The sequence below is a fragment of the Acuticoccus mangrovi genome (genome assembly GCF_016411865.1).
GTDB classification, from domain to species: domain Bacteria; phylum Pseudomonadota; class Alphaproteobacteria; order Rhizobiales; family Amorphaceae; genus Acuticoccus; species Acuticoccus mangrovi.
In genome coordinates this window covers 277,519-297,636 of sequence record NZ_JAEKJA010000005.1, presented here as the reverse complement: position 1 = coordinate 297,636, position 20,118 = coordinate 277,519, and the positions used below count along the sequence as shown (strand labels likewise).

19 protein-coding genes and 1 riboswitch are annotated in these 20,118 nt (G+C 70.2%); of the genes, 17 read left to right on the top strand and 2 right to left on the bottom strand.

Annotated elements, in window-relative coordinates:
- The 13 genes from JCR33_RS08045 to JCR33_RS07985 all read left to right on the top strand — a co-directional run.
- Positions 1-415, top strand: a 415-nt coding sequence (locus JCR33_RS08045; RefSeq protein ID WP_198881511.1) for an ABC transporter ATP-binding protein, incomplete at its 5' end; no start/stop codon positions are given.
- Positions 415-1,230, top strand: a complete 816-nt coding sequence (locus JCR33_RS08040; protein ID WP_198881510.1) for an ABC transporter permease — start codon at positions 415-417, stop codon at positions 1,228-1,230. The genes JCR33_RS08045 and JCR33_RS08040, both read left to right, overlap by 1 nt.
- Before the next feature lie 3 nt (positions 1,231-1,233).
- Positions 1,234-2,064 (top strand): alpha/beta fold hydrolase, encoded by an 831-nt coding sequence (locus tag JCR33_RS08035; protein ID WP_198881509.1) that lies wholly within the window; start codon positions 1,234-1,236, stop codon positions 2,062-2,064.
- 23 nt (positions 2,065-2,087) lie between these two features.
- The gene (locus JCR33_RS08030) at positions 2,088-3,410 is read left to right on the top strand and encodes an amidohydrolase/deacetylase family metallohydrolase (protein WP_198881508.1); all 1,323 of its coding nucleotides are present in this window, start codon (positions 2,088-2,090) and stop codon (positions 3,408-3,410) included.
- 113 nt (positions 3,411-3,523) lie between these two features.
- On the top strand, positions 3,524-4,615 hold the full coding sequence (locus JCR33_RS08025; RefSeq protein ID WP_198881537.1) for an ABC transporter substrate-binding protein: 1,092 nt from the start codon (positions 3,524-3,526) through the stop codon (positions 4,613-4,615).
- A gap of 10 nt (positions 4,616-4,625) precedes the next feature.
- On the top strand, positions 4,626-5,468 hold the full coding sequence (locus JCR33_RS08020) for an ABC transporter permease (protein ID WP_198881507.1): 843 nt from the start codon (positions 4,626-4,628) through the stop codon (positions 5,466-5,468).
- Positions 5,465-5,806, top strand: a complete 342-nt coding sequence (locus JCR33_RS08015; protein ID WP_198881506.1) for a Rieske (2Fe-2S) protein — start codon at positions 5,465-5,467, stop codon at positions 5,804-5,806. Before JCR33_RS08020 ends, JCR33_RS08015 begins: the two co-directional genes overlap by 4 nt.
- On the top strand, positions 5,803-6,513 hold the full coding sequence (locus JCR33_RS08010; protein WP_198881505.1) for an SDR family oxidoreductase: 711 nt from the start codon (positions 5,803-5,805) through the stop codon (positions 6,511-6,513). Before JCR33_RS08015 ends, JCR33_RS08010 begins: the two co-directional genes overlap by 4 nt.
- Positions 6,500-7,321: an FAD binding domain-containing protein gene (locus JCR33_RS08005; RefSeq protein ID WP_198881504.1), complete on the top strand. Its 822-nt coding sequence runs from the start codon at positions 6,500-6,502 to the stop codon at positions 7,319-7,321. The genes JCR33_RS08010 and JCR33_RS08005 overlap by 14 nt, the downstream gene beginning before the upstream one ends.
- A complete protein-coding gene (locus JCR33_RS08000) occupies positions 7,318-7,800 on the top strand; it encodes a (2Fe-2S)-binding protein (RefSeq protein ID WP_198881503.1) in 483 nt (160 codons plus the stop codon). Before JCR33_RS08005 ends, JCR33_RS08000 begins: the two co-directional genes overlap by 4 nt.
- Positions 7,797-10,115 (top strand): xanthine dehydrogenase family protein molybdopterin-binding subunit, encoded by a 2,319-nt coding sequence (locus JCR33_RS07995; RefSeq protein WP_198881502.1) that lies wholly within the window; start codon positions 7,797-7,799, stop codon positions 10,113-10,115. The genes JCR33_RS08000 and JCR33_RS07995 overlap by 4 nt, the downstream gene beginning before the upstream one ends.
- 292 nt (positions 10,116-10,407) lie before the next feature.
- The gene (locus JCR33_RS07990; protein WP_198881501.1) at positions 10,408-10,641 is read left to right on the top strand and encodes a hypothetical protein; all 234 of its coding nucleotides are present in this window, start codon (positions 10,408-10,410) and stop codon (positions 10,639-10,641) included.
- 112 nt (positions 10,642-10,753) lie between these two features.
- Positions 10,754-11,944: a cytochrome P450 gene (locus JCR33_RS07985; protein ID WP_198881500.1), complete on the top strand. Its 1,191-nt coding sequence runs from the start codon at positions 10,754-10,756 to the stop codon at positions 11,942-11,944.
- A gap of 42 nt (positions 11,945-11,986) precedes the next feature.
- Here the strand turns inward: JCR33_RS07985 and JCR33_RS07980 are convergent, their stop codons facing one another.
- On the bottom strand, positions 11,987-12,868 hold the full coding sequence (locus JCR33_RS07980; RefSeq protein ID WP_198881499.1) for an MBL fold metallo-hydrolase: 882 nt from the start codon (positions 12,866-12,868) through the stop codon (positions 11,987-11,989).
- Positions 12,865-13,656: an IclR family transcriptional regulator gene (locus JCR33_RS07975; protein ID WP_198881498.1), complete on the bottom strand. Its 792-nt coding sequence runs from the start codon at positions 13,654-13,656 to the stop codon at positions 12,865-12,867. The genes JCR33_RS07980 and JCR33_RS07975 overlap by 4 nt, the downstream gene beginning before the upstream one ends.
- Positions 13,657-13,881: 225 nt before the next feature.
- Here JCR33_RS07975 and JCR33_RS07970 point away from each other — a divergent pair, with 225 nt between their 5' ends.
- The 4 genes from JCR33_RS07970 (at position 13,882) to JCR33_RS07955 (ending at position 20,053) form a co-directional block, all read left to right on the top strand.
- Entirely contained in the window at positions 13,882-14,838 is a 957-nt protein-coding gene (locus tag JCR33_RS07970; RefSeq protein ID WP_198881497.1) for a Bug family tripartite tricarboxylate transporter substrate binding protein, read from the top strand.
- A gap of 22 nt (positions 14,839-14,860) precedes the next feature.
- On the top strand, positions 14,861-15,307 hold the full coding sequence (locus JCR33_RS07965; protein WP_198881496.1) for a tripartite tricarboxylate transporter TctB family protein: 447 nt from the start codon (positions 14,861-14,863) through the stop codon (positions 15,305-15,307).
- A gap of 10 nt (positions 15,308-15,317) precedes the next feature.
- Positions 15,318-16,808 carry a tripartite tricarboxylate transporter permease gene (locus tag JCR33_RS07960; RefSeq protein WP_198881495.1) on the top strand — a complete coding sequence of 497 codons (1,491 nt, stop codon included), beginning with the start codon at positions 15,318-15,320 and terminating at the stop codon, positions 16,806-16,808.
- Positions 16,809-16,884: 76 nt separating this feature from the next.
- Positions 16,885-17,087, top strand: a riboswitch (cobalamin riboswitch).
- Between the two features lie 170 nt (positions 17,088-17,257).
- Positions 17,258-20,053, top strand: a complete 2,796-nt coding sequence (locus JCR33_RS07955; RefSeq protein WP_232372438.1) for a ribonucleoside-diphosphate reductase subunit alpha — start codon at positions 17,258-17,260, stop codon at positions 20,051-20,053.
- Positions 20,054-20,118: the final 65 nt, after the last annotated feature.

Here is a 20,118-nt window from a genome sequence, read left to right as displayed (position 1 = left end):
CCTTGCGGGCTTCGAGAACGCCCGGCCGCACCAGCTCTCCGGCGGCATGCGCCAGCGCGTCGCGATCTGCCGCGCGCTCGTCTACGATCCCGACATTCTGTTGATGGACGAGCCCTTCTCCGCCCTCGACGCGATCACCCGCGACGAGATGGGCGAGGCGATGCTCGACATCTGGGAGCGCCACCACAAGACGGCCCTCTTCGTGACCCACTCGATCCGCGAGGCGGTGCTGCTCGCCGACCGGGTGCTGGTGATGGCGCGCCGCCCGTCGAAGATCGTGGAGGACCTGCGCCTGCCCTTCGGCCGCCCGCGCGACGCCTCGGTCGCCGACACGAAGGAGTTCACCGAGATCTGCGCCCACCTCAAGAGCATCATCGAGCACAACCGCAAGGGTGCGGCGATGGGGGCGGGCTAATGGCGGACGCGACGATCCCCGGCGCAGCGACGGGGTCGGCGGCGTCCGGCCGCGCGGCCTGGCTCGTCAACGCGGCGCTGCCGTGGATCCTGCCGATCGGCACCGCCGCGTGCGTCCTCGCCGTGTGGGAAGCGGTGGTGCGGATCTGGTCGATCCCCGCCGTCAACCTGCCCGCGCCGACGGCGATCGCAACCAACTTCGTCAAGACCTTCGGCACGCTCGCCTACCACGCCCAATATACCGGCGCCGAGGCTGTCGGCGCCCTCTTCATCGCGATCGCGGTCGGCACCGTGCTCGCGGGCATCATGTCCGCCTCGCCCTTCATGCGCGACATGCTGCAGCCCAACATCGTCGCCTTTCAGCTGGTGCCGAAGGTGGCGCTCGCCCCGCTCTTCGTGATCTGGCTCGGCATCGGCTCGGAGTCGCGCCTCTTCTTCGCGACCTTCCTGTCCTTCTTCCCCATCGTGGTATCCACCACGGCCGGCCTCCAGCAGACCGACCCCACCGCCATCCGCCTCTGCCGCTCGCTGACCGCCACGAGCGGACAGATCTTCTTCCAGGTCCGCGTGCCGTTCGCCCTGCCCTATTTCTTCAACGGGCTGAAGATCTCGGCGACCATGTGCGTGATCGGCGTGGTCATCGCCGAGTTCATCTCCGCCCAGGCCGGGCTCGGCTTCTACATCCTCCTCGCTTCCTCGCGCGCAGAGACCACGGCGATCTTCGCCGCCTTGGTGATGCTGTGCGTAATCGGGCTCGCGATCTTCGGCGCGGTGATCCTCGCCGAGCGCGTCGCGCGCCGCTGGTACTCGGGATAGATTATGCTGTTCACCCCCGACATGATGGACAGGGGCGACGCACGCCTCGTGCCCGTCGGCGACATCACGATGGGCGTCACCCTGCGCGGCGCCGGCAAGCCGATCGTGTTCATCCACGGTCTCGGCTGGGATCGCCGCCTCTGGGCGGGCGAGGCGGAGCGCCTTGCCGGGCGCTACCTCACCGTCACCGGCGACAGCCGCGGCCACGGCCTCAGCGACAAGCCGGAAGGCCCCTACTCCATCGACATGCTCGCCGCCGATTGGATCGGCGTGATCGACGCGCTGGGCCTTGCCGACATCTGCCTCGTCGGCTTCTCCCAAGGCGGCATGATCGCCCAGACGATCATGCGCGATCGGCCCGAGCTCGTGTCGGCGCTGATGCTCGTCTCCACCTCGCCCGCGTCGGCCGCCTCCACGCGAGAGAACATGGAGAAGCGCCTCGCCGCCGAAGCCGTCGACGGGGCCCGTGCCGCCGCCGAGATCGCCGCTGCCTCGATCTTCTCCCCCGCCTGGCGCGAGCGGCACCCCGACACCCTCGAGGCCTTCCTCGAGTGGCGCGTGACGGCCGATCAGGCCGCCCTCGCGAGCGCGACCCGCGCGCTCTACGACTTCGACGTGACCGGCACGCTGCCGGCCGTCGCCGTGCCGACCCTCGTCGTGGCGGGCGTCGACGACGTCCTCACCAAGCCGGCCGGCATGCAGAAGATCGCCGAGCTCGTCCCCGGCGCTGAATATCTCGAGGTGGCCGATAGCGGGCACATGATCCCGATCGAGCAGCCGGCCGCCTTCTCCGAACTCATCGATCGGTTCCTGGCCCGCCACTTCGCGGCCTAGGCACCTCTGGAGGAACCACAACCATGGCAACCGGAAGCGAACCGAGCGCCCCCATCACCGCCGTCCCCGGCAAGATCGACCTCGTCATCACGGGCGGCCGCGTCATCGACCCCGCCAACGACATCGACGGCGTCATGGACGTCGCCATCGCCGACGGCAAGATCGCCGCCGTCGGCCCCAACATCCACGCCCCCGGCGCCGAGACCATCGACGCCACCGGCGCCATCGTCACCCCCGGCCTCATCGACACCCACGCCCACATCTTCGAGCACGTGTCCGGCGACTTCGGCCTCAACGCCGACCTCGTGGGCGTACGCTCGGGGGTGACGACGCTCGTCGACCAGGGCGGCGCGTCGGCCCTCACCATCGAGGGTTTCCGCCAGTTCATCGCCAACCAGTCGACCTCGCGGGTGCTGTCCTTCATCTCCGCCTACCTCGCCGGCGGCCTGCTCGGCCACCGCTATGTCGACCTCTACGGGCCGACAGGCATCAACGTCGACGCGGTGGTGAAGGCGGCGCGCGAGAACGCCGACATGGTGCGCGGCATCAAGGCCCACGCCGAGCCGGGCGGCTACTCCCGCTGGGGCCTCGAGTCGCTGAAGCTCGCGAAGCAGGCGGGCCGCGAACTCGGCCTGCCGGTCTACGTCCATCTCGGCACGCTCTGGCCGGAGAAGGACGGCGCCACCGTCGACGCCGCGCAGATCCTCAACGAGGTGGTGCCCCTCCTCGACGAGGGCGATATCCTCGCCCACCCCTTCACGCGCTATCCGAGCGGCATCGTCGCGCCCGACGGCTCGATCCACCCGCTCGTCTACGAGGCGCTCGAGCGCGGCGTGGTGATGGACGTCGGCCGCGGCGCGCACTTCTCCTTCGAGAACGCCAAGGCGGTCGTCGGCGCCGGGCTGCTCCCCTATACGATCGGCGCCGATCTCCACGGCTACAACATCCGCTCCGCCGACGGTGGCCGCTGGTACAAGGGCATGTTCACCGAGACCGACATCGTCGCCGACGAGGAGGACGCCTCCCCCTTCGCCACCCCGTTCGGCCTGCACCACGCGATGAGCGAGCTGATGGCCGTCGGCGTGTCGCTCCACGACGTGATCAAGATGACCACCTCGAACGCGGCGAAGCTCCTGCGCCTCGAGGACGAGATCGGCGCGCTGTCGCCGGGCATGGACGCCGACGTGTCGATCTTCACGGTGGTGCCGGGCGAGTGGCATCTCGTCGACGCCAACGGCGTGGAGCAGGTGGCGAAGGAGCTGCTGCGCTCGGACATGGCGATCCGCAAGGGAACGCCCATCGCCGTCGACAGCCCGATCCTGCCGGCCTTCGCCAAGGCCGCCTGATCCTACGGGCCGGGCGGCGGTCCCGTCCGGCCCCTTCCGCATCCTCGGCATCCGCCGAGCCCACGTCCTGCCCCGGGCAGAACGGACCCCAGCCCCGCCACGAGGAGAAAGCCATGTCCCTTCGCACGCCGAGCCGCCGTCAGATCCTGAAATATGGCGCCGCCGGCGCAGCCGCCGGCATGACCGGCGGCCTCGCCATGCCGGCGATCGCCCAGACCCGCGACGTGAGCTTCACCCTCGCCTGGCTTCCGCAAGGCTCTTCGCTCTACACGTACGTTGCGAAGGAAAAGGGCTTCTTCGACGGGCTGAACGTCTCGATCAGCCGCGGCTTCGGCTCGCTGCCCGCCGCCCAGTCGCTCGCCGCCAAGCAGTTCGACTACGGCGTCGTCCTCGCGATGCCCCTCATCCTCGGCATCGCCCAGGGCCTGCCGATCACCGCCATCGCGACCGTCGACTACGACGCGATGATGGGCGTCGGCGTGCTCGCCGATTCGCCGATCAAGAGCGCCGCCGACCTCGTCGGCAAGAAGATCGGTGCGGTCCCGACGTCGGCCGAATATCCCTTCTTCCCGGTCTATCTGGAGCGCTCCGGCATCAACCCCGACGATGTCGAGCTCGTCCACCTCGACAACAAGGTGCTCGAGCGAGCGCTGACCGAGCGGCAGGTCGACGCCATCATGGGCATCGGCTCGTCGAGCATGCCGGTGATGCTGTCGAAGGGTCTCGACGTGCGCTGGATCCTCTATTCCTCCGGCGGGCTGCAGACCTACGGCCAGACGATCGTGTCGAACCCGGAGACGATCGCCGCCGATCCGGGCGTGACCAAGGCCGTGGTCGAGGGGCTGACGGAGGCGATCGCCTTCACCATGACCGACCCCGAGGAATCCACCGAGCTCTTCTTCAAGGCGGTGCCGGAAATGGCGCTCAACCAGAACGGCAAGGAGTTCGCCCGCATCGGCCTCGGCATGTGGCAATATGCGATCGCCCAGCCTGAAGCGATCGACCACGCCATCGGCTACGGCGACCCGACGATCTACACCGACATGATCGACCTCGTGATGACCTACAACGGCACGCCGGAAATGACGAAGCCCGCCGTCGAGGACGTCTTCACCAACGACTATGTCGGCAGTCAGACGCTCACCACCGAGCAGTGGGATGCCGTGAAGGCGCGCGTCTCCGAGTTCGGCAAGCTGCTCTCCTGAGGTCCCAACGATGAGCATCGCCGCAGCCGACAAGACCACCGCCACCGAGACCGTGCCCCGCGCCGGCCGCCGCTGGCGGCTCGGTGGGCTGCGGCGGTTGATCCTCGCGCCGCTCTTCTTCCTCGCCGTGATGGTGGCGCTCGAGATCGGCGTGCCGCTCTCCGGCGTCTCGTCGATGACGATGGTGCCGCCGTCGGCCGTCATCGAAGCGTTGCAGCAGCACTACGCCATCCTGCTTCAGCAGGCGGTGCCGACGCTGAAGGAGGTCGTGATGGGCTTCGCCCTCGCCTCCCTCCTCGGCATCGTCCTCGGCGCCGCCATCGCCTCCTCGGAGCGGGTGCGCCAGGCGCTCTATCCCAACATGGTGTTCTTCCAGGTGATCCCGAAGATCGCCCTCGCCCCGCTCTTCATCGTGTGGCTCGGCGTCGGCACGCCTTCGCGGCTCGCCTTCGCCGTCTTCATCGCCTTCTTCCCGATCGCCGTGTCGACGGCGACGGGGCTGTCGAGCACGAGCCGCGACGCGCTGCGCCTCTGCCGCTCGCTCACCGCCTCGCCCTGGCAGACCTTTCTCGCGGTGCGCTTTCCCTACGCCGTCCCCTACATCTTCGCCGGCCTCAAGGTGGGCGTCACGATGTCGGTGATCGGCATCGTCGTGGGCGAGTTCGTCACCGCCCAGGCCGGCCTCGGCTACATCGTGATGTTCACCTCCTCGGCTGCGGAGACGGCGCTCGCCCTGTCGGCGATCCTGCTTCTGTGCGGCATCGGCGTCGGCCTCTTCCTGCTCGTGTCGCTCGCCGAGTTCGTCGTGGTGCGGCGGCTCGGCGCGCCGATCCCGGCCGGCGAGTTCGCGTGACGGTCGTCATCCTGCGCACCGAGGAGATCGAGGAAGGCCGGCCGGTTCTGCTGCCGGCCGGGGAGCGGGGGGCGGCGACGAACCTCCTCGTGCTGCGCCACGGCGGCACGGTGCGGGCCTACCGGAACGCCTGCCCCCACATGGGCATCCCGCTCGACTGGGTGCCCGAGCGCGTCCTGTCGCGCTCCGGGCGCTACCTGAAGTGCACCGGCCACGGCGCCCTCTTCCGGCCGGAGGACGGGCTTTGCGTGCGCGGCCCCTGCCATGGCGAAGCGCTCACCGCGGTGTCCGCGAAGGAGGACGGCGGCCGCGTGGAGATCGCGGAGGAGCCCCGATGACGCCGCTTGAAGGCCGCACCGCCCTCGTCACCGGCGCGAGTTCCGGCATCGGCGCGGCGACGGCAACGGCCCTCGCCGAGGCCGGTGCCGCCGTCCTCGCCACCGGGCGGGACGCCGCGCGCCTCGCCGAGGTCGCCGCCGCCGCGACGGTGCGGACCCTCGCCGGGGATCTCACCGACCCCACCTTCGTCGCCGCGCTCGCCGAGGCCGCCGGTCCGGTCGACATCCTCGTCAACAACGCCGGCGCGCTGAAGCACGCCCCCTTCCTCGACAGCGATCCGGCCGACTGGGCCGCCGTCTTCGAGATCAACGTGTTGTCGCTGATGCGCCTCACCCGCGCCGTCGGGCGCGGCATGCGCGAGCGCGGACGGGGCCACATCGTCAACGTCTCGTCCCTTCTCGCCCGTCGGGCGGGGCCCACCAACGCCGTCTACGCCGCCACCAAGCACGCCGTTGCCGGCTTCACCGCCGGGCTGCGGGCCGAGCTCGCGCCGCACGGCGTCCGCGTGTCGGAGATCGCCCCCGGCCTCGTGCGCACCAACGTGATGCGCGCGATCGACGACCCGGCGATCAAGGCGAGCTACGCCGCCCGCACGTACGACTGGCTCCAGCCCGCCGACGTCGCCGCCGCCATCCTCCACGCGGTGACGGCACCCGACCACGTCTCGCTTGATCTCATCGAGGTTCGCCCCCGTGACCAGTTCTGAGCCGCCCCCTCTCGTCGCCCTGCGCGGCCGTCAGCGCATCGCCCCGTTCGCGCTCGTGCGCGTCGGCGACACGGCGGCGGCGGCCGAGGCCGCCCTCGCCGGCGCGGTGCCGATGGGCGGCGGGGTGGACCTCGTCGACCGCATGAAGTTCGGCGAGCGGATCGAGCGTCTGATGCCGCTGTCCGGCCTCGCGCTCGGCGGCGTCGAGGCGACCGAAGGGGGTCTGCGCATCGGCGCCACGACCACCTACGCGGCGCTCGCCGAGAGCGCGGAGGCGGCGCGGCTCGCGCCCGCCTTCGCCCGCCTCGTCGGCGGCGTCGCCAATCCGCGCATCCGCATGAAGGGCACCGTCGGCGGTAGCGTCATGTCGCAGAAGCCGAATTTCGACGTCTGGCCGGCGCTGATGGCGCTCGGCGCCGACCTCGTCTTCGCCGACGGGGACGGCGAGGCGAGGCTCCCCGCCGCCGCTCTCGCCCCGGACGAGCGGCGCCTCCTCCTCGCCGTCGAGGTGCCGGCGGGCGCCGACGCCCGCTTCGCCTTCGACCGGAGCCTCCGCCCGATCGTGTCGGTGTTCGCCGGGCGCGAGGCGGCGACCGGTGCGCTGCGCCTCGCCGTCGGCTGCGCTCACCAGCGGCCCCTCCTGCTGCGGCTCGCCGCCGGGGAGACCGACGTCGCCGCCGCAGCCGCCGCGGCGCTGCCCCCGCCCAAGAGCGACGGCCTCGCCTCCTCGACCTACCGGCGGCGCATGGTGGGCGTCCTCGCCGCCCGCCTCGCCCGCATTCTCCCTGGACCCGACGCAGCATCATGACACTCACGGTGAGCTTCACCATCAACGGCGCTCCCGTCAGCACCGCCGTCCACCCCGAAACGGTCCTCGCCGACGTGATCCGCGACGAATTCCAGCTCGTCGGTTGCAAGGTCGGATGCGATCAGGCCGTCTGCGGCGCGTGCACCGTCCTCGTCGACCGGATCCCGATGGCGGCCTGCTCCACCTTCGCCTTCGAGGCCGAGGGGCGCGACATCGTCACCATCGAGGGCCTCGCCAGGCCGGACGGCACGCTGAGCGCCGTCCAGCGCGCCTTCCTCGACGTCCAGGGCTTCCAGTGCGGCTTCTGCACCGGCGGGCTGATCCTCCTCGTGACGGCCCTTTTGGAGCGCGACCCCGATCCCGACCGGGCGACGATCACGGACTGGCTCGGCAGCGCCGTCTGCCGCTGCACCGGCTACCTCGCCATCATCGAGGCGGTGGAGACGGCGGCGCGCCTCAACCGGGAGGTGGCGGCATGAGCCTGCTGCTGCCGAGCAACCGCATCCACCCGGCGCTGCCCTCCCACCCCGAGCCGCCGCAGCAAGGCGGCCACGCCAAGGTGACGGGCGCCGCGCGCTACGCCTTCGACGCCGCCCTGCCGGGCATGCTGCACGCCAAGGTGCTGCGCAGCCCGCACCCCCACGCCCGCATCCGCGGCATCGACACGGCCAAGGCGGCGGCGCTGCCGGGCGTGGTCGCGATCGTCACCGGGGCGGACGCGCGGGCGCTGGCTCTGCCCACCTACGGCTTCACCATCCAGGACCAGCCGGTCATCGCGATCGACAAGGTGCGGCACGTGGGCGAGGCGGTGGTCGCCGTCGCGGCACGGGACGAGCGCACGGCGCTCGCCGCCCTCGCCCTCGTCGATGTCGACTACGATCCGCTTCCAGCGCTTCCCGATCCCGCCGCGGCGCTCGCTCCCGGCGCGCCGCTCCTCTTTGAGGAGCCGCAGCCGGGCTTCGCGCTTCCCGTCGGAGCCGGCTCCACGAGCCGCAAGGAGCCCGCGCCCAACGTCCTCTACGAGTACACCTATACGCGCGGCGGGGTGGACGCGGCTCTCGACCGGGCCGATCACGTCTTCACCGACAGCTTCGCCTTCTCGGCGATCAACCACTACCACCTCGAGCCGCACGTCAACGTCGCGCGCTTCGAGGACGGGCGGCTCGAACTGTGGTCGTCCAACCAGGACCCGTTCATGCTGCGCGCCGACCTCTCGCGCATCTTCGGCATGCCCGATACCGACATCCGCGTGCATACGCCGCTGATCGGCGGTGGCTTCGGCGGCAAGAGCTACTGCAAGATGGAGCCGCTCGTCGCCCTCATCGCGCAGAAGGCGAGGCGGCCGGTGCGGCTCGCGCTGACGCTCGACGAGAGCATCCTCACCCTCACCAAACACGCCGCCGAGCTCACCCTCACCACCGCCGTCGGCGCCGACGGCCGCCTCCTCGCCCGCCGCGCCGACATCGTGCTCGACGGCGGCGCCTATTGCGATGCGAGCGTGATGGTGGCGCTGAAGACCGGCTTCCGCATCGCCGGGGCCTACCACTGGGATGCGCTCGACGTGCGCTCGCGCGTGGTGCGCACCACCAAGGTGCCCGCCGGCTCCTTCCGCGGCTTCGGCGGCACCCAGGCGAGCTACGCCTCCGAATGCCAGATGGACATGATCGCCCACCGCCTCGGCATCGACCCCTACGACCTGCGCGTGATGAATTTTCTCGGCCCCGACGAGCCCTTCGCCCCGGGCGACAGCGCCATCGACAGCGACCTCAAGGGCGGGCTCGACGAGGTCTGCACCCGCCTCGGCTACCGGGCGCCGAAGAAGGCCGGACACGGCTTCGGCCTCGCCGTCGGCATCAAGGACGGCGGCGGCACGGGCAACCACGCCGGCGCCATCGTCAAGGTGAGCCAGAGCGGCAGGATCACGGTGCTCGCGGCCACCGCGGAGATCGGCCAGGGCGCCGGCACGACGCTCTGCTCGATCGCCGCCGACGTGCTCGGCCTCGACGCCGCCGACGCCCGCTACGGCGCGATCGACACCGACGTGACGCCGCTCAACAACGGCACCCACGTGAGCTGCGGCACGGTCGTGACCGGGTCGGCCGTCGCCGAGGCCGCTGCGAGCGTGCGCGAGGAGATCCTCGCCTTCGCCGCCGAGCAGCTCCAGTGCGCCCCCGCCGACCTCGCCCTCGAAGGGTGGGCGGTGCGTCGCAACGGCGCCCTCCATCCGCTCGAGCCGATGGTGCGCGGCTACTATGGCGGCCAGGGCTTCGCCTTCACCGCCTACGGCCACGTCAAGGTACCCTACGACGACGGCGCCCCGCTGCGCTCGCAGAACCTCTTCTGGATGCCGTGCTGGACCGGGGCGGAGGTGAGCGTCGACCGCGAGACCGGGCGCGTCACCGTCCACCGCCTCGTCGTCGGCAGCGACGCGGGGCGGATCATCAGCCGCCGCGCTTGCGAAGGCCAGGTGGCCGGCGCGGCGATCCAGGCCTACGGCCAGGCGATGTTCGAGAGCCTGCGCTACACGCCGGCGCTCCAGCCGGAGAACGCCACGCCGTGGACCTATCGGGTCGCCCAGGCCGCCGACCTGCCGGAGCACTTCGAGGTGTTCGTCACCGAGCACATGCGCGGTCCGGGCCCCGGCGGCCTCAAGGGGATCGGCGAGGCCGGGATGCTGTCGATCGCCGCCGCGATCGGCAACGCCATCGAGGACGCGACCGGCGTGCGCGTCAACGCCATGCCGTTCAGCCCGGAGGCGGTGCTCGCCGCCCTCGACGCCGCGGACCCGGCCTGAGCCACGCCCCCGCCGGCAGGCGCGACGCCGCCTGCCGAGACGGCAGGACTCGCGCCAAGACGCCCAAAAAATGATCGAATTGCACTATTGACCAGAGGTTCATCACATGGTCCCTTATCAGTCAAAGTACGAATTATCCCAGTTAGATAGATGAATTGGGACGCATCGCTAACGTCTTGTGATTCTTCGTGTCTCGGGCCGCTCCGGAACGGCGCGACCGCACGCGGGTCACGTCGACGGCGCCGCGGCCCACCGCATCATCGAGCGACAGACGTAGGGCGGAGCCGAGGGTATGGACGACGGCGCGAAGGTGAGCTTCGAGCAGGACGTGAAGCCGCTGTTCCTGCAGTTCGACCGGGATCAGATGCTGTTCGCCTTCGACCTGTGGCGGGTCGCCGACGTGCGGGAGAACGCTGAGATGATCCTCGATCGGCTGGTCGCCGGCGACATGCCCTGCGACCGGCAATGGCCCGAAGCCCAGATCACGCTGTTCGAGGCCTGGATGAAGGCCGGATGCCCCGACTAGACCCCGCGTCCGCGCGCCACTCGGCACGGCGCTTGCCCCAGGATCCGTGTCGCAACCCACACGTCGGTGTGGGCCCCCGGTTCGCGATGATGACTGACCAAGGAACAGGCCGATGATCAAGAGCGAAGACAAGCTTCCGTCGTTCGGATGGGACGACAAGGAGTATCGGGACGCCCCCGTCGCCTTCATGGGCGATCTCGCCAAGAAGTGCCCGTTCGCGACGACCGAGACCGGTCTCGTCGTGCTGAAGCGCAACGAGGCGCGGCACATCCTGCGGCGCGACCTGCCGATCTCGGTCTATCACATCCCCGAGGAGGTGAGCCCCTACCTCGCCGAGCGGACCAAGGAGCCGCTGTTGACGCGGCACGGGCCCGAGCACGCCGAGCTGCGCAAGATCCTGACGAAGGTGTTCCGCACGCGCGTTATCGAGACGCTGCGCCCGCGCATCCACGACCTCTTCGTCGGCCTGTTGGAGCCGCTGTTGGAGCGCGGCGAGGGCGACCTCGTCTCCGAGCTCTTTCATCCCTTCCCCGCCCGCGTGCTGGCGCCGATGCTGGGGCTGCCCCTCTCCGACATCGACATGGTGTCGGCCTGGGTCGACAGCAGCGCCCGGTGGACCAACATGTTCATCGCGGTGGAGGAGCTCGCCGAGGTCGAAACGGCCTGGCGCGCCCTCGAAGCCTACCTTCTCGACCTTCTGCGCGAGCGCCGCGAGGACCTCAAGGACGACATCTTCAGCGAGCTGATCCGCGAGATGGAAGGCCATCGCGAGCTCGAGGTCGTGGGCATCGCCATGGAGCTGACGCGAGCGGGGATGGACACCACCCGCCGCCAGCTCGAAAACACCACCCTCGCCCTGCTGGAGAACCCGGCGGAGTGGGCAAAGCTCACCGCCGATCCCGAGGGCGTGGCGCCGAGCGTGGTGGAAGAGGGCATGCGCTACGCTTCGATCACCCACCACATCTCCCGCCAGGCGGTGGACGAGACCGAGTTCGGCGGCATGCCCGCGCACAAGGGCGAGGTGGCGACGGTGCTCGCGATGGCGGTGAACCGCGACGAGGACGTCTACGAGCACCCCGAGCGCTTCGAGGTGTCGCGCGAGCCCTCCCCGCACATGACGTTCGGCTTCGGCTCGCACGCCTGCGTCGGTGCCCCGCTCGCCCGGATGGAAATGACGGAAGCCTTCACCATCCTCGGCAATCGCGTAGAGCGGTTCGAGCTCATCGGCGACGTGCCGCGGGGCGACGTTTCGCTCGGCCTCGTGCCGACGAAGCTTCCGGTCCGGATCTATCCCAAGCGCTGAGGCGCAGCGGGCGAGGGACATCGCGCCCCCGCCCTACTCGCATCAGGCGAGCGAGACGAGGTGGAGGTCCTCGCCGACGGTGACTTCGCCGTCGTAGATCGCCCGCACCTCGCCGCGCAGGGCCTCGATCATCTCGGGCGGCTTCGGACGCAGATGGGTGAGCACCAGGTGCCCGACACCGCTGTCGCGCGCCACCCTCGCGACCTGGCTCGCGGTGGCGAGCGTGTGCCGCCCCACCTCCGACAAGTGCTTGCTGTGCGCCACCTCCGCATCGCCGGCGAAGCAGCAATGGACGAGGACGTCGGCCCCCTTGGCGAGCCGGCGCACCCCCTCGCAGTCCACCGTGTCGCCGCTCAGCGTGATCACCTTGCCGCCCGCTTCGAAGCGATAGCCGAGACAGCGCCACGTCTCCAGGAACTCGGGACGGAAGGGCAGCGCGTGGCCGTGCACCACCTCTTCGCAGCTCACCCGCCAGGCGCCGGTGTCGATCACCACGCCCGGCCCCACGTCGATGGCGCGCACCGGCTGCCAGCCGCCCCAGGTCGGCTCGCCGTCGGAGCGCCACTCGATGTCCTTGGCATAGACCTTCGTCAGCAGCGCGTCGACGATCGCCGCCGTGCCGGTGGGGCCGTAGATCACGAGCTCCTTCGACCGCCCCCGCAGCCATGAGGTGATCATGATGTCGCCGAGGTCGCTGATGTGGTCGAGGTGATGGTGCGTCAGGAACACCATCGAGAGGCGTCCCGGATCCTCGCCCGCCTCCACGAGGCGGATGCCGACGCCGCGGCCGGTGTCGAAGAGCAGGCGCTCCTCGCCCACCGAGATCAACGCCGACGGACCGTAGCGCTTCGGATTGACCCAGGGTCCGCCCGTGCCGAGGAGGCGGATGGACAGCGGCGACGGGGTCGAGGACGCCTCGCTCATGCCAGGATCTCCTCGGCGTCGCTGGCGGTGTCGTCGGCGTCCGGCGGGCGATAGCCGTGGCGCTTGGAGATCCGCAGCGTCGCGTCCTTGATCGTGGCGATCGCCCGGGCCTCGTCGGCGCCCTGCAGCCGGCTGCTCGGGCCTAGCACGCTCGCCACCCCGATCACCCGCCCGTCGGCCCCGAAGATCGGCGACGAGATGCCCTTGGAGCCGTCCGAATAGGTGCCGTCGACCACCGCGAGCCCCGCCTCGCGGATGCCGGGCAGCATCGCTTCGAGCGTCTTGCGGTCGGTCACCGTGTTCGACGCGCGGCGACGCAGCCGGCCCGACAGCTGCATCTCGCGAAAGCGGTCGTCGCCATAGGCGAGGTAGATGAGGCCGGGGCCGGTGCAGTAGATCGGCAGGCGCTCGCCCACCTCCATCACCGTGCGCAGCTCCTGGGTGCAGAGCGCCACGAACGTCACCACCACGAAGCCACCCTCGAGCTGGGCGAGGTGGATCGTTTCGTTCAGCTTGGCGTGAACCGGTAGCAGCCGGTCGGCGGCGTGCTCGATCGGGCGCAGCAGCGCCCGGCGCACGGCGGCGAGGTCTCCCACCGCCGGCCCCAGCCGGTAGTGCCGCGTGCTCGGGTCCTGCTCGACGAAGCGCTCCTCCTTCATCGTGCGCAGGAGGCGGTGGACGATGACCTTGTCGATCCCCACCCGCGCGCTCAGCTCGGCAAGGCTCATCTCCGGCCGATCGAGGGAAAAGGCGTTCAGGACGCTGATGGCGTTGCGAACGGTTTTCATGCGGCCCCCTGCCCTCGTTGCGAGTTGACAGTTAGCCGGGGAGAGACTTCAATGTCTACAGCGTTGACATAATAGAAACGGCTGAGACGGTTGTCGGTCCCGCGGAAATGCCCGAGGGGGTCGTGGCCGAGCTTTCACAGATCGCGGCTCGACGAGGCATCCTGCGGCCGGGGGTGCAACATCGGGACCACACACCGCTTCCGGCCGCCTGAAGGAGATGCACCTATGGCTCGCCTCTTCGCCCGCCCGGTGATGCGCGCCCTTGCCGCCCTCGGCCTCGCCGTTTCGCTGGCGCCGGCCGCCCACGCGGCCGATCCGCTCACCCTCATCGTTCCCTGGGGGGCCGGCGGCTCGTCGGACGTCTACGCCCGCACGTTGGCGCTCTCCATGGAGAAGACGCTCGGCACCGACATCGTGATCCTCAACCGCCCCGGCGCGGCCGGCACACTCGGCACCACCGAGGTGGCGCGGGCCAAGCCCGACGGCAACACCGTCGGCGTCTCGGCGCTGGCGCCGTTCACCATGCAGCCGCACCTGCGCCACCTCGCCTACGACGTCTCGTCGTTCGACTACATCTGCAAGCCCTACTCGAGCCCGATGGCGCTGGTGGTGAGCGACGATTCGGACTTCAAGACGCTCGACGACGTGATCGGCTACGCCAAGGCCCATCCGGGCGAGCTGAAGTACGGCTCGCCCGGCCCCGGCTCGCTGCCGCACCTTGCGATGGTGGAGCTCGGCCAGAAGGCGGGCGTCGAGTGGACGCACCTTCCGACCCAAGGCGGCGACACCGGCAACGTGCGCAACCTCCTCGGCCACCACATCGACATGGTGCCGATCCAGATCGTGCCGATCGCCTCCAATCCGATCCGCCCCCTCGCCGTCTTCACCGACGAGCGGCTCGCCGATCTTCCGGACGTGCCGACGGTGAAGGAGCTCGGCTACGACATGGCGCACGTCATCTGGGGCGCGATGTTCGCGCCGAAGGGCGTCGACCCGGCCCGCCTCGCCCAGCTCGAAGACGCCTGCGCCGCCGCCGTCGCCTCCGACGAGTACCAGTCGCTCCTCGAAACGGTGAAGGTGCCGGATCTCTATACCGGCATGGACGAGACCAACAGCTTCGCGGTGGAGGAGTCCGATAAGTTCAAGCGCCTCCTCGCGGCCGCCGGCATGACCCAGCAGTGACGGACCGGGCGAGCCCGTCGCCATGAGCACGCGAATCGCGGATCTCATCTTCGCCGCCGTACTGCTCGTCGTGTGCGCGGTCCTGTTCTTGGAGACGCTGTCCGACGTCTACCAGCGAACCGGCCTCGGCACGGCCTACAACGCGGTGTTCTACCCGCGCATCCTCCTCGCGGTGCTCGCCCTCCTCTCCGTCGCGCTGATCGCGAAGGCGCTCGTCGGCCCCTCCGCGGCGCTGCGGCTCGACTTATCCCGCTATGCGCTGCCCGTCGGCGGCAGCCTCGTCCTCACCACCGGCTACGCGCTGTTCTTCACCCGGCTCCCCTTCGTGCCGGCCGCGATCCTCTACAGCGCCGCCGTCGGCCTCATCCTCGGCTATCGGCGGCTGACCGTGCTCGCCGCCACCGCCATCGCCATGCCACTCGGGCTGTTCCTGCTGTTCGAGAGCGTCCTCGGCGTCCAGCTTCCCTGACGAGACCGCGATGCTCGACATCCTCCTCACGCTCCTGCGTCCCGACACGCTGCTCGCCATGGTGGGCGGCACGGCGCTCGGCGTCGTGGTCGGCGCCATCCCCGGCCTCGGCTCCATCCTCGGCCTCTCCGTCGTGCTCCCCTTCACCTTCGGCATGGATGCGCTGCCGAGCATCGTCCTGCTCATCGGCGTCTACGCCGGCTCGGTCTACGGCGGCTCCGTCTCGGCGATCCTCATCAACATGCCCGGCACGCCCCAGTCGGCCGCGACCTCGCTCGACGGCTACCCGATGGCCGTCGGCGGACAGCCCGGCCTCGCCATCGGTTGGGCGACGCTCGCCTCCCTCGTCGGCGGCACCTTCAGCGCCGTCGTCCTGATGCTGATCGCGGCGCCCGTCGCAACCTTCTCGCTGCGCTTCGGGCCGCCCGAATTCTTCGCCCTCACCCTGATGGCCCTCACCTGCGTCGTCGCCGTCTCGCGCGGCAGCGTCATCAAGGGGCTCATCGCCGCCGTCGTCGGCCTCTTCGTCGCCGTGGTGGGCAGCGATCCGATGACCGGCGACCTCCGCTTCGACTTCGGCGTGCTGGAGCTGAGCGGCGGGGTGAACCGCGTCGCCGTGCTGATCGGCCTCTTCGCGCTCTCCGAGGTGTTCATGCAGGCCCGCTCCGTCGACACGCCGACCGCGGTGGACACCTCCGCCCTCGCCTTCCGCCTGCCGCCGTGGTCCGCCGTCGCGGCGCGGCTGAAGACGCTGCTGAAGTCGTGCCTGATCGGCACCGGCATCGGCATCCTGCCGGGCACGGGCGCCACCGCGGCGTCCTTCATCAGCTACGTGGAGGCGAAGCGCTCCGGCCGCTTCCGCGCCAATTTCGGCAAGGGCGAGCCGGAAGGCATCATCGCCTCCGAGGCGGCGAACAACGCGGTGACCGGCGGCGCGCTGGTGCCGAGCCTCGCCCTCGGCATTCCGGGCGACGCGGTCACGGCGCTCATCGTCTCGCTGCTGATCGTCAAGGGCGTCCAGCCGGGCCCCTTCCTCTTCATGCGCGATCCGGGCTTCATTCACAGCCTGTTCGCCGCCTTCATCATCATCAACATCCTGATGGCGCTGATCGGGGCGGCCCTCACCGGTGTCTTCGCCCGCATCCTCGCGGTGCCGACGGCGATCCTCCTCGGTGCGATCACGCTGTTCTCGATGATCGGGGCCTACTCCCTCGCCGGCAGCGGGGCGGACGTGATCACCTGCCTCGTCGCCGGCGTCGTCGGCTTCGTGCTGCGCCTCGCCGGGGTGCCGCTGGCGGCGCTCGCGATCGGCCTCGTCCTCGGGCCGCTCGTCGAAGAGAGCCTGCGCCAGAGCCTCATCATGACCGACGGCAGCTTCGTGGCGATCTTCCTGCGCCCTTATAGCGGCGCGGTGCTCGTCCTCACGGTGGCGCTGCTCGCCGCCGTCACCCTCGGCAACCGGGGCGAGCGGCCTCAACGCACCACCGACGAGGTCGCGTGAGGCGGTTCATCGACACGCGCTCCACAGATGGATGTGGATAGCGCCACCAGATATTGACGCTGAGCAGCGAACCAAGCACAACATATTGCGTCACGGTCCTTCGATTCACGTCGGAGGCGAAGAGGGAATTCGGTGAGCCCGCACGCCGGGCGAGGCCGAAGCTGCCCCCGCAACTGTAAGCGGCGAACGACCCCCGACAAGCCACTGGCCGCACGGCCGGGAAGGCGGGGCGAGTGAGGACCCGCGAGCCAGGAGACCTGCCGTGACGCGAACGAACGTCCACGGGCGGGGTGTCCTGGTGGATCACGAAACCGCCGTCCCACGGACGGTGTGGTTGCGTGTCCGCTCGGCCTTTGCCCCCAGATCTGGGGAACAAGCCGATGTCCTTCACAACAGAGCCCACCACAGGCCGCAACGGCGTCGTGCCGCCGCGGCCGGCGATCGGCGCCATGCCGGAGAGCGATCGGCACGGGCTCGTCGAATACCGGGTGATCCGCCGCTCCGGCAGCGTCACCGCGTTCGACCCCTCCAAGATCGAGGTGGCGCTCACCAAAGCCTTCCTCGCCGTGGAAGGGGCGAGCGCGGCCGCCTCGCGCCGGATCCACGAGACCGTCGACGAGCTCGCGGCCGAGATCGTCGCCAACCTCACCCGCCGCCCGCCGATCGGCGCCTCGCTGCACATCGAGGACATCCAGGACCAGGTCGAGCTCGCCCTGATGCGCGGCGGCCACCACAAGGTCGCCCGCGCCTTCGTGCTCTACCGCGAGGCGCGCGCCCGCGAGCGCCTCGCCCGGCAAGGCGGTGCGGCACCGGCAGCCCCCCGCTTCTCGGTGCGGCAGGCCGACGGCAGCCTCGTGCCGCTCGACGAGGCGCGCCTCGCCCACCTCCTCGCCGAGGCGGCGGACGGGCTCGACGGGGTCGACCCCGACGCGATCCTCGCCGAGACGCGGCGCAACCTCTACGACGGGATCAGCGAGGACGAGCTGACCCTCGCCCCGATCATGGCCGCGCGCACCCTGATCGAGGCGGAGCCGAACTACTCCCGCGCGAGCGCCCGCCTCCTCCTCCACCGCCTGCGCCGCGAAGTCCTGAGCGGCCTCGCCGGCCGGCCGGAGGAGGCGAGCGCCGCCGACATGGCAGCGCGCTACGCCCCGGCCCTGTCGGCCGCGATCGCCAAGGGGATCGCCGCCGGCCGCGTCGACCCCGAGCTCGCCCGCTTCGACCTCGACCGTCTCGGCGCCGCGATCGACGCCACGCGCGATCTCGACTTCGACTATCTCGGCCTTCAGACCCTCGTCGACCGCTACGTCCTGCACGATGCCGGCGTGCGCTTCGAGCTGCCGCAGATCTTCTTCATGCGCGTCGCGATGGGCCTCGCCCTGCGCGAGATCGACCGTGAAGGGATGGCGATCGCCTTCTACGAGCGCCTGTCCACCTTCCGCTTCATGTGCTCGACGCCGACGCTCTTCAACGCCGGCACCTGCCACGCGCAGCTGTCCTCCTGCTTCCTCACCACGGTGCCGGACGATCTCGGCGGCATCTTCAAGTCGGTGAAGGACAACGCCCTGCTCGCCAAATTCTCCGGCGGCATCGGCAACGACTGGACGCCCGTGCGCGGCCTCGGCGCCCACATCCGCGGCACCAACGGGGAGAGCCAGGGCGTGGTGCCCTTCCTCAAGGTCGCCAACGACACGGCGATCGCGGTGAACCAAGGCGGCAAGCGCAAGGGCGCCGTCTGCGCCTACCTCGAAACGTGGCACATCGACATCGAGGAGTTCCTCGACCTCAGGAAGAACACCGGCGACGACCGCCGCCGCACCCACGACATGAACACCGCCAACTGGGTGCCGGATCTCTTCATGGAGCGCGTCGCGGCCGACGACAGCTGGACGCTGTTCTCGCCCGACGAGACGCCCGACCTCCACGACCTCTACGGCCCTGCCTTCAAGGCCGCCTACGAAGCCTACGAGGCGAAGGCCGCGCGGGGCGAGATGCGCATCGCCCGCACCGTGCGGGCGGTGGAGCTGTGGCGGCGCATGCTGACCATGCTGTTCGAGACCGGGCACCCTTGGATCACCTTCAAGGACCCCTGCAACATCCGCTCGCCGCAGCGCCATCGGGGCGTCGTCCACTCCTCCAACCTGTGCACCGAGATCACCCTCAACACCGCCGCCGACGAGGTCGCGGTCTGCAATCTCGGCTCGGTGAACCTTGCCGCCCACGTCGGCCCGGACGGGCTCGACCACGCTGAGCTCGCCGACACCGTGCGCGTCGGCATGCGCATGCTCGACAACGTCATCGACATCAACTTCTACACGATCCCGGAAGCGCGGCGCTCCAACCTCAACCACCGGCCGGTGGGCCTGGGGCTGATGGGCTTTGCCGACGCCCTCGCTCGCATGCGCGTGCCCTACGCCTGCGAGGCGGCCGTGCGCTTCGCCGACGAGAGCATGGAGGCGATCGCCTATCACGCGATCTCGGCCTCGGTGGAGCTCGCCGCCGAAAGGGGGCGCTATCCGAGCTTCGACGGCTCGTTGTGGTCGAAGGGAGTTCTGCCCATCGATTCGGTGGAGCTCCTGGCCGAGGCGCGCGGCACGCTCGACATCGACCGCTCCACGACGCTCGACTGGCCGGCGCTGCGCGAGCGCGTGACCACCATCGGCATGCGCAACTCTAACACCATGGCGATCGCCCCGACGGCGACCATCTCCAACATCTGCGGCGTGTCGCAGTCGATCGAGCCGATCTTCCAGAACCTCTATGTGAAGTCGAACATGTCGGGCGACTTCACCGTGGTGAACGCGGCGCTCGTCCACGACCTCAAGGCCCGCGGCCTGTGGGACGAGGTGATGGCGGCCGACCTCAAATATTATGACGGGAGCCTCGGCGAGATCGACCGCGTGCCGGACGACCTCAAGGCGCTCTACGCCACCGCCTTCGAGATCGACGCCCGCTGGCTGATCGAGGCGGCGGCGCGGCGGCAGAAGTGGATCGACCAGGCCCAGTCGCTGAACCTCTATCTCGCCGTCCCCTCGGGCAAGGCGCTCGACGCGCTCTACCGCCTCGCCTTCGAGCGCGGGCTCAAGACGACCTACTATCTGCGCGCCCGCGCCGCGACGAGCGTGGAGAAGTCCACCCTCAAGGGGACCGACGGGCGGCTCAACGCGGTCGCCCCCTCTCCCGTCGCCGCCGCCCCCGCACCGGCGTGCGTTCTCGACGATCCCACCTGCGAGGCCTGCCAGTGACCCCTTCCCCCACCCTCGACTGGACGACGGCGCCGGCGACGCCCCTCGCGCCGCCCACCCGCGCG